8 protein-coding genes and 1 pseudogene are annotated in these 6532 nt (G+C 41.5%); 5 read left to right on the top strand and 4 right to left on the bottom strand.

Annotated features, from left to right (window positions below):
* The first annotated feature begins 164 nt into the window (after nt 1-164).
* On the top strand, nt 165-1373 hold the full coding sequence (locus MD535_RS24820; RefSeq protein WP_265677937.1) for an integrase arm-type DNA-binding domain-containing protein: 1209 nt from the start codon (nt 165-167) through the stop codon (nt 1371-1373).
* A 129-nt stretch (nt 1374-1502) separates the two neighbouring features.
* On the opposite strand, the gene MD535_RS24815 is transcribed toward MD535_RS24820, so the two are convergent.
* The 4 genes from MD535_RS24815 to MD535_RS24800 form a co-directional block, all read right to left on the bottom strand.
* A complete protein-coding gene (locus tag MD535_RS24815; RefSeq protein WP_265677936.1) occupies nt 1503-1766 on the bottom strand; it encodes a hypothetical protein in 264 nt (87 codons plus the stop codon).
* Nucleotides 1767-1772: 6 nt separating this feature from the next.
* Nucleotides 1773-1967, bottom strand: a complete 195-nt coding sequence (locus MD535_RS24810) for a hypothetical protein (RefSeq protein ID WP_265677935.1) — start codon at nt 1965-1967, stop codon at nt 1773-1775.
* Nucleotides 1968-2110: 143 nt separating this feature from the next.
* Nucleotides 2111-2854, bottom strand: coding sequence for a Fic family protein (locus MD535_RS24805; protein WP_265677934.1), 744 nt, complete (start codon nt 2852-2854; stop codon nt 2111-2113).
* 98 nt (nt 2855-2952) lie between these two features.
* On the bottom strand, nt 2953-3759 hold the full coding sequence (locus MD535_RS24800) for a hypothetical protein (RefSeq protein WP_265677933.1): 807 nt from the start codon (nt 3757-3759) through the stop codon (nt 2953-2955).
* Between the two features lie 87 nt (nt 3760-3846).
* On the opposite strand from MD535_RS24800, the gene MD535_RS24795 reads away from it, so the two are divergent.
* The 4 genes and pseudogenes from MD535_RS24795 to MD535_RS24780 form a co-directional block, all read left to right on the top strand.
* Entirely contained in the window at nt 3847-4578 is a 732-nt protein-coding gene (locus MD535_RS24795) for a hypothetical protein (protein WP_265677931.1), read from the top strand.
* A 1-nt stretch (nt 4579) separates the two neighbouring features.
* Nucleotides 4580-5458: a GTPase family protein gene (locus tag MD535_RS24790; protein ID WP_265677930.1), complete on the top strand. Its 879-nt coding sequence runs from the start codon at nt 4580-4582 to the stop codon at nt 5456-5458.
* Between the two features lie 269 nt (nt 5459-5727).
* Nucleotides 5728-6206 (top strand): annotated as a pseudogene (gene radC, locus MD535_RS24785) (RadC family protein).
* On the top strand, nt 6206-6532 hold a 327-nt coding region (locus tag MD535_RS24780; protein ID WP_265677929.1), incomplete at its 3' end, for a DUF2787 family protein. The pseudogene radC and the gene MD535_RS24780, both read left to right, overlap by 1 nt.

The raw sequence follows: 6532 nt of genomic DNA, 5'->3' as shown, positions 1-6532 counted from the left end.
AACCATTGAAGAAAGACGTCTTAGGACGTCTTTTTTTTGCCTGAAATCCCATGTTATCTAGGTCTGTGCGTCGCTTTATGACGAATAGCATCGCTGGGTCACGTGGTTTGGACGGTACACCATTGGGTACATTGTCACTGTGTTCAATTTAACGGTGTACCATCATGGCAAAACAAGTCAAACCTCTGACAGAAACTCAAATCAAAAATGCAAAACCGAAAGGCAAGGAATACATCCTGTCTGACGGCAACGGTTTGCGCCTTCGTGTCAAAGCGAACGGCACTAAGACCTGGCTCCTCAACTATACCCACCCTGTACTCGCTAAGCGTATCAACCTGACGTTAGGCACTTACCCAAACACATCCTTAAAAATAGCGCGTGAAAGAACACGTGAAGCTCGCTCATTGATTGAGCAAGGTAAAGATCCTAAGTCTCATCGAGATCAACAATCTGCACAAGAGCAATTACGTTTAAACTCAACACTTGAGAAAGTGGCTAAAGAATGGTTATTGGTGAAACAAGGTAGTATTTCTCAAAAGCACACTCACGATATTCTACGCTCTTTAGAACTGCATGTTTTCCCTTCTCTAGGCCACGTGCCTGTCTCTGAGCTTTCTCCACAATTGGCTATTCAAACCTTAAGGCTGCTAGAGCGTAAAGGCAATCTAGAAGCCTTGCGACGCTTATGCCAAAAATTAAATGAGATAATGAAGTTTGCTCGTAACAGTGGACTGATTGAATTCAATCGATTGACGGATATTAAAGAAGCCTTCAGAAAACCACAACCTGAGAATATGAAGACGTTACCGCCTGAAATGTTACCCGAGTTCATGAAGAGTCTTTCTCGCGCTCGTATTCACTTTACCACGCGCTGTTTGATTGAGTGGCAGCTTCACACCATGGTTCGACCGAGTGAGGCCGCTGGGGCGCGTTGGGAGGAAATTGATTGGATAAACAAGACTTGGTCTATCCCTGCGGTAAGAATGAAGAAAAAACGCGATCATATTGTGCCGTTGACGACACAAACCCTAGTATTGCTAGAAGAGATGAAGTGCATTACAGGACACGGCGTAAGTGAGTATGTCTTTGCTTCTTATAAAGATACGAGTCGTCACTGTTGTAGTGAGACAGCTAACATGGCCATTAAGCGTATGGGGTTCAAAGGACAGTTGGTGTCGCATGGGCTTAGAGCGTTAGCCAGTACAACATTGAACGAACAACCTCTATTTAATGGAGATTTGGTGGAAGCGGCATTAGCGCATGCAGATAAGGATAAAGTAAGAGCGGCGTACAATCGCACTCAATACGTAGAGCAACGACGAGAAATGATGCAGTGGTGGAGCGATCATATCGATAAGGCTACGATTAAATGACCTAATTGAAACACTGAACATCAGGCAGTTGCATTGTTGTACAGCTCCTTTTTTGGATCAGGGCTAGAGCTTAAGTTAGAAGAGCACATTTAGATAGCCCTGATATTTTACTACTGAACTATAGAATGATTAAAACAGTTTGCCAGTCGACATATTTTTCTTAGTCTTCCAAGCTTTAATAAACTGAAAGCAATCTCTGGGCTCTAAGCCTAAAATCTCACAGTATTCATAAAACTCTGAAACATCCATTCTACGTACTTGCGTCTCAATGCTTCCAATGACGGAGTGGTGCCTACCAATCGTAACGAGAGCGGTAGTGCCATTCACATTTCTGTATTCCGTCATCATTTGAGGGTTGAGTGACTTCACCTGAATCTGCCCGCGATCACCCATGCGTTCCTACTGGGTTACTACATGTTCAAATTTACGTGGATATTTTTGAAAAACAGTCTCTAAAATCTCATCGTAGATTAACTTTTTAATTTCATCGAATGATTCAAAACAAAGTTGAAGGGGAGCTTTCGTTTTAATATCTGCCGCATCATTGAGCTGATAAACACCACGTTTAGCAGCAACTAAGTCTAGAAAACTCATTGCTCATGAGTATGTAACGACAATTAGATTTGCTCTTCTTGCCTAAAATTGTCCGTCGCACCATGCCCTATAAAGGAAGCTTCAACGGGGTACGACTTTGGGTTCGAGGACGAAGTTTTTAAAACATCGTAGCACAATTGTGACTAGAGATTGCCCACCTGAAAATTCTTCATCAATTTTTTATCAATACAACTACGTAAAAATTGATTCATCGGTTGCATATTGTTCGTTGTGTAGAAGTCCAACATCAATGTGTTGAACTCTTGCTGCCTTTTAGCTGGGACATTAATAATCGGATAGCCTTTACTTAATAAAATCCCATTCATCATAAAGCGCCCCGTTCGCTTATTCACATCCCAAAAGAATTGGTTTCTAGCCATTTGTAAGAAAGCCGTGATAGCTCGATCGTAAACATCGAGTGGTTCGAAAACATTTGTTTCCATTTCTAACCATTTTACATCTAACTCAGTTGGATCTGGTGGTTCATACTCTGAGCCTGTAATAGACACATACCCTGTACGAAATTTTCCCCATTCCAACGCCTCCTCTTCCGCAGCAATAGAATGAAGCGACAAAGCAGTTTCTTTAGTAAATGAAAAACTGCCATTATTAATTAACTCAAAAATACACTGCCAAGTCTTGGCTTGATTTTGAGCCATGTTTTGATCGCTGATCCTATGCCCACCAACCGTTACCCCATCAAGAATTGTTTGCACTTCCGGTAACGTCATAGCAACGCCTTCGAGATTAACAGCGTTATACACCAAAGAAGGGACATCACGTTTTGCTAGCTGCTTTGCAAGAGGAATATTGGGAGTCATCCCCCACTTAGTATCAGTACACATGGCTTTTCTATTTGTTATTGAGTCAGAACTCTGATTATACATTGATTACTCCGACTTAGTTAGCTACTAGGTTTATGAGTAGAACCGATTAACGTTTAGCTAGACGGCTAGCATACTGCCACATATAGCCAACCAGAACTTTACGAGTAATATTGACGCTTAGCGTGAGATATCAGAGCGAGAGGGATGCTCGTCGTTGCTTTCTGTGCTTGATTACGAGAATAACAGAGCTTTACACCCTCTGGCTCATCAAGGTTTAAGTGAATAGGCCAAATGACTTCAGTCAAAGGTGTGCTGTTCGTTTCTGTCTGATAAGTAATTTCTAACCATTGCTCGGTATATAAAGCACCAAGAATACTATCAAGCTCTGGCGTCATTGCCTGCTTGGACCAATGGTGAGCACTTTTTTTATCGACGGGTAGTTTATTTAACCAGCGCTTATCTCGATTCCCATCATGCAGCTTTTCAAACTGATCAAGATAAGGAGAAATCGCTTCAAGGAAACGACTCCTTACTTTGTCTGGTAAATAATGAAGAAGCATGTTTGAGGATAAGTAGGCGACAAGAGCCGCATGGGGAAAGCCTTCTAGATAATTAGCACGATATCGCACAGCATGAGAGGTTCCCACCGTCAGAACCTCAATATCTAGTAATTCTTGTAGGCGTCTATTCTTTAATATCCGCCTAACGGAGTGATAACTCGCAGATGTACCACGAGAGATGACAGTATCAGCAAGAGCTTGGTAGCCTAATGGTTGAGATGTGTGCTTGGGAATGACATCACAAAGAGTCAGTAAGAGCTCCATCGTTTTGATTGGGTGTTTATCGGCCAAAGAAGTGCCACTTTCTATTTCAAAGATGGCTTCCCAGAATAATGACTGACTTTGCACATTATGCAAAGTTGGTTTTTTACGACGGATGAGATGATTAATCGTGATGTTAATCACAACTTAAATCTTCAACGTCAGTGTTTGCAAATAGTGCAAAGCCAATATGTAGCCTGCTTACTTTTAATTTAGGTGTAAGAGGTTCCAATGAAAAGGTCAGGTTTATGGATAACTTTATTTTTATTTATCCTACCAGCCGCAAACGCATCAATTAAGAGTGATATTGAGCAGCAGTGGCGAGTAGCTAATGAAGTCGTTAATGATGAAAGCATAAAAGTAACGATACAAGCGGCTGATTTTAACGATGACGGCGTCTTAGATTACGCAGCTTACAGTTCGTACTTTTGCGGTAGTCAAGGATGTATTTATGACATTTATTCAAAGGTTAATGGGCAGTATTGCCAAGTAGGAAAATATGACCTTGATATTGCTCTATTTGAATATCAAGGGGAGTTTACACAATGCAGCGACAACTTTCTCTCAGTAGCGAATCAAAATCGTTCCCCTCAAGAGCCTAAAGCAACGGACAACCAACAAACTCATACTTCTGAAGTGGATACTACGTATAGCAATACAGGTTTAGTTTCGATCTCTCTAAAAACGACTTATGCAAGAGATATTACGCTTCGCCAAGTTCCAATCCCGACTCTGATTATTCAAGCTGTGACTGATTCCGTTACTTTGCAAGGAGTCACTATCAATAGAGGGCACTGTCCAACGATGAGTAAAACACTGGATGGTAGGCCACTTAGTTTTTTTCCTAGCTCACTGCAATTTGGCCAAAAGAAAGCTGTGGGGTTTCGATGCTCAATTGAGGATGTATTAGAAGTAAAGGTTCACACCAATCTTGGCAATGAATCTTTTGAAGTAACCAATTAATGTGAGGCTAGTAAGTACGATGATAATAAAAAATAACGAAAAACCTTCAGTTGAATCTCTTAAAGCTTTTGTTGCAGAGGTGAGAAATTTTAAGCCTAAAGTAGCGATAATGGGGAAGTCTGGAGCGGGAAAATCAAGCTTAGTCAACGCTCTTTTTGGGGAGTCTGTTTCAACGGTAAGTGATATTGGTACTGGAACAAAAGAAGTCAATTATTTTGATTATGAAGGTATCACATTAATCGACTTTCCGGGCTTAGCTGATCTTAATAAAGAAAATGAAGCTCAATTTCTCAAAATGTACGAAGAAGAATTGAGTGATGTTGACCTGGCTTTGTGGATTATTCCTGCTAATGACCGTGCAAATGCACCTGATATTGCAATATATGAGCAGCTTTTGAAGCCTGAGCGTGAAAGAATGCCAACGATGGTTATATTATCAAAACAGGATAATATGGGTACACCACATAAAAAGTTCTGGGATGATGATGACTTCAGGCCTACCGATAAACTTGTTCAAGCTATTCTGGAAAAAGAAAATTTGTTATCAAATGAGTTCGATCTGTCTACTCGGTATATATCATCTGTTGCTACAGAGTATGATGATGATACGAAAGCTTATCGCTCATTTAACTTGGATGGCCTTGTCAATAAAATCGTCAGCGTGTTGCCTAATGAAAAAAAGTATGCAATCACAAGAGAAGTCGATGATAAAAATGTAACCTCAGAAACACGAATAGCTGCTGAACAGGGACTTTGGGAATCAATGAAAAGCTTTATGGGGGATGCGTTTGATAGCGCTAAGGATGTAGCTTCTGATATCATTATCGCTTCTCTTCCTAGCGCCCTTAGTTGGGTAACAAAGAAGTTTAAATTTTGGTGATCGGTAATGTTTAAGCCGAATGATAAGATGTTAATGTGTCAAGTTTGCGGCAAAAAAACCACTATAGAAGTCTTTTCATTTTGTTTATTGAAACTCACGAAGTGCCCCCACTGTGGTGTTCGAGGTAAGTTACTTCCGTTACAGTAGTCACTATCATTATCAAAAAATCACAGGTCTATATTACCTAGGTGTATCTCTATTCTTAATCGCCCGTAACGCTCTTATGCGCTGCGGGCTTTTTTGTGCCTGTAACCTAAGAGGATTGACCTATGCCTACCCAATTACCCATTGCAATCTATGAGTTTCCTGCGCCTGTTACGGCCATGCAAGTACTCGAAAAAGCCGCTGATATATTAGCTCAAAGCTTTGAAGTCGGTGATACCTACACAAATCCCAATAATGTTAAACAGTTTCTCGGTTGTAAACTCGCTCATTATGAGCGTGAAGTGTTTGCCGTGATGTTTCTGGATAACCAACATCAACTGATAGCCTTTGAAGAGCTGTTTCAAGGTACGGTAGATGCCGCTTCCGTGTACCCCGTGAAGTCGTGAAAGCCGCGCTTAAGCATAATGCATCAGCGGTTATCTTTTCACATAATCACCCATCGGGTGTCGCTGAGCCTTCACAAGCGGATAGAAAGATCACCCGCCGTCTCGTCGATGCCTTAGCGTTGATTGATGTACGTGTGTTAGATCACATTGTGATTGGCAAAGAAAGCGTGTCTTTTGCCGAGCGAGGGTGGTTGTGATGAATACTGTTGCGTCTTGCTATGACAATGAGGTGACTTTATTACCTTCATTGGTTGAGTGTTTAAGTGCGGCGCTGGACAGTGCCCCAATACCTATCAACGTCGATAAGCTCTCCATGAACTTTCGTCATACGCCTTACTATCAAACTCGTCGTGGCACTCATCCTGTTGAAGTGCGTTTAGAGCGTCATGACAAGCAGTGGCGTGTGGTGTTTATGGCCAGCTTTGCTTATCCCGATGAAACGCACCGCAGTGTGATACCAGAGTTGTACTTTAACTTCAAGCGCGGCTGGTTTTATCAACCAGACATCAAAGGCTGTGAACTT

This window comes from Vibrio qingdaonensis (assembly GCF_026191675.1).
In the GTDB taxonomy this organism is placed as follows: Bacteria; Pseudomonadota; Gammaproteobacteria; order Enterobacterales; family Vibrionaceae; genus Vibrio; species Vibrio qingdaonensis.
Note: the sequence above shows the minus strand (reverse complement) of the source record. Positions and strands in the feature narration are given on the sequence as shown.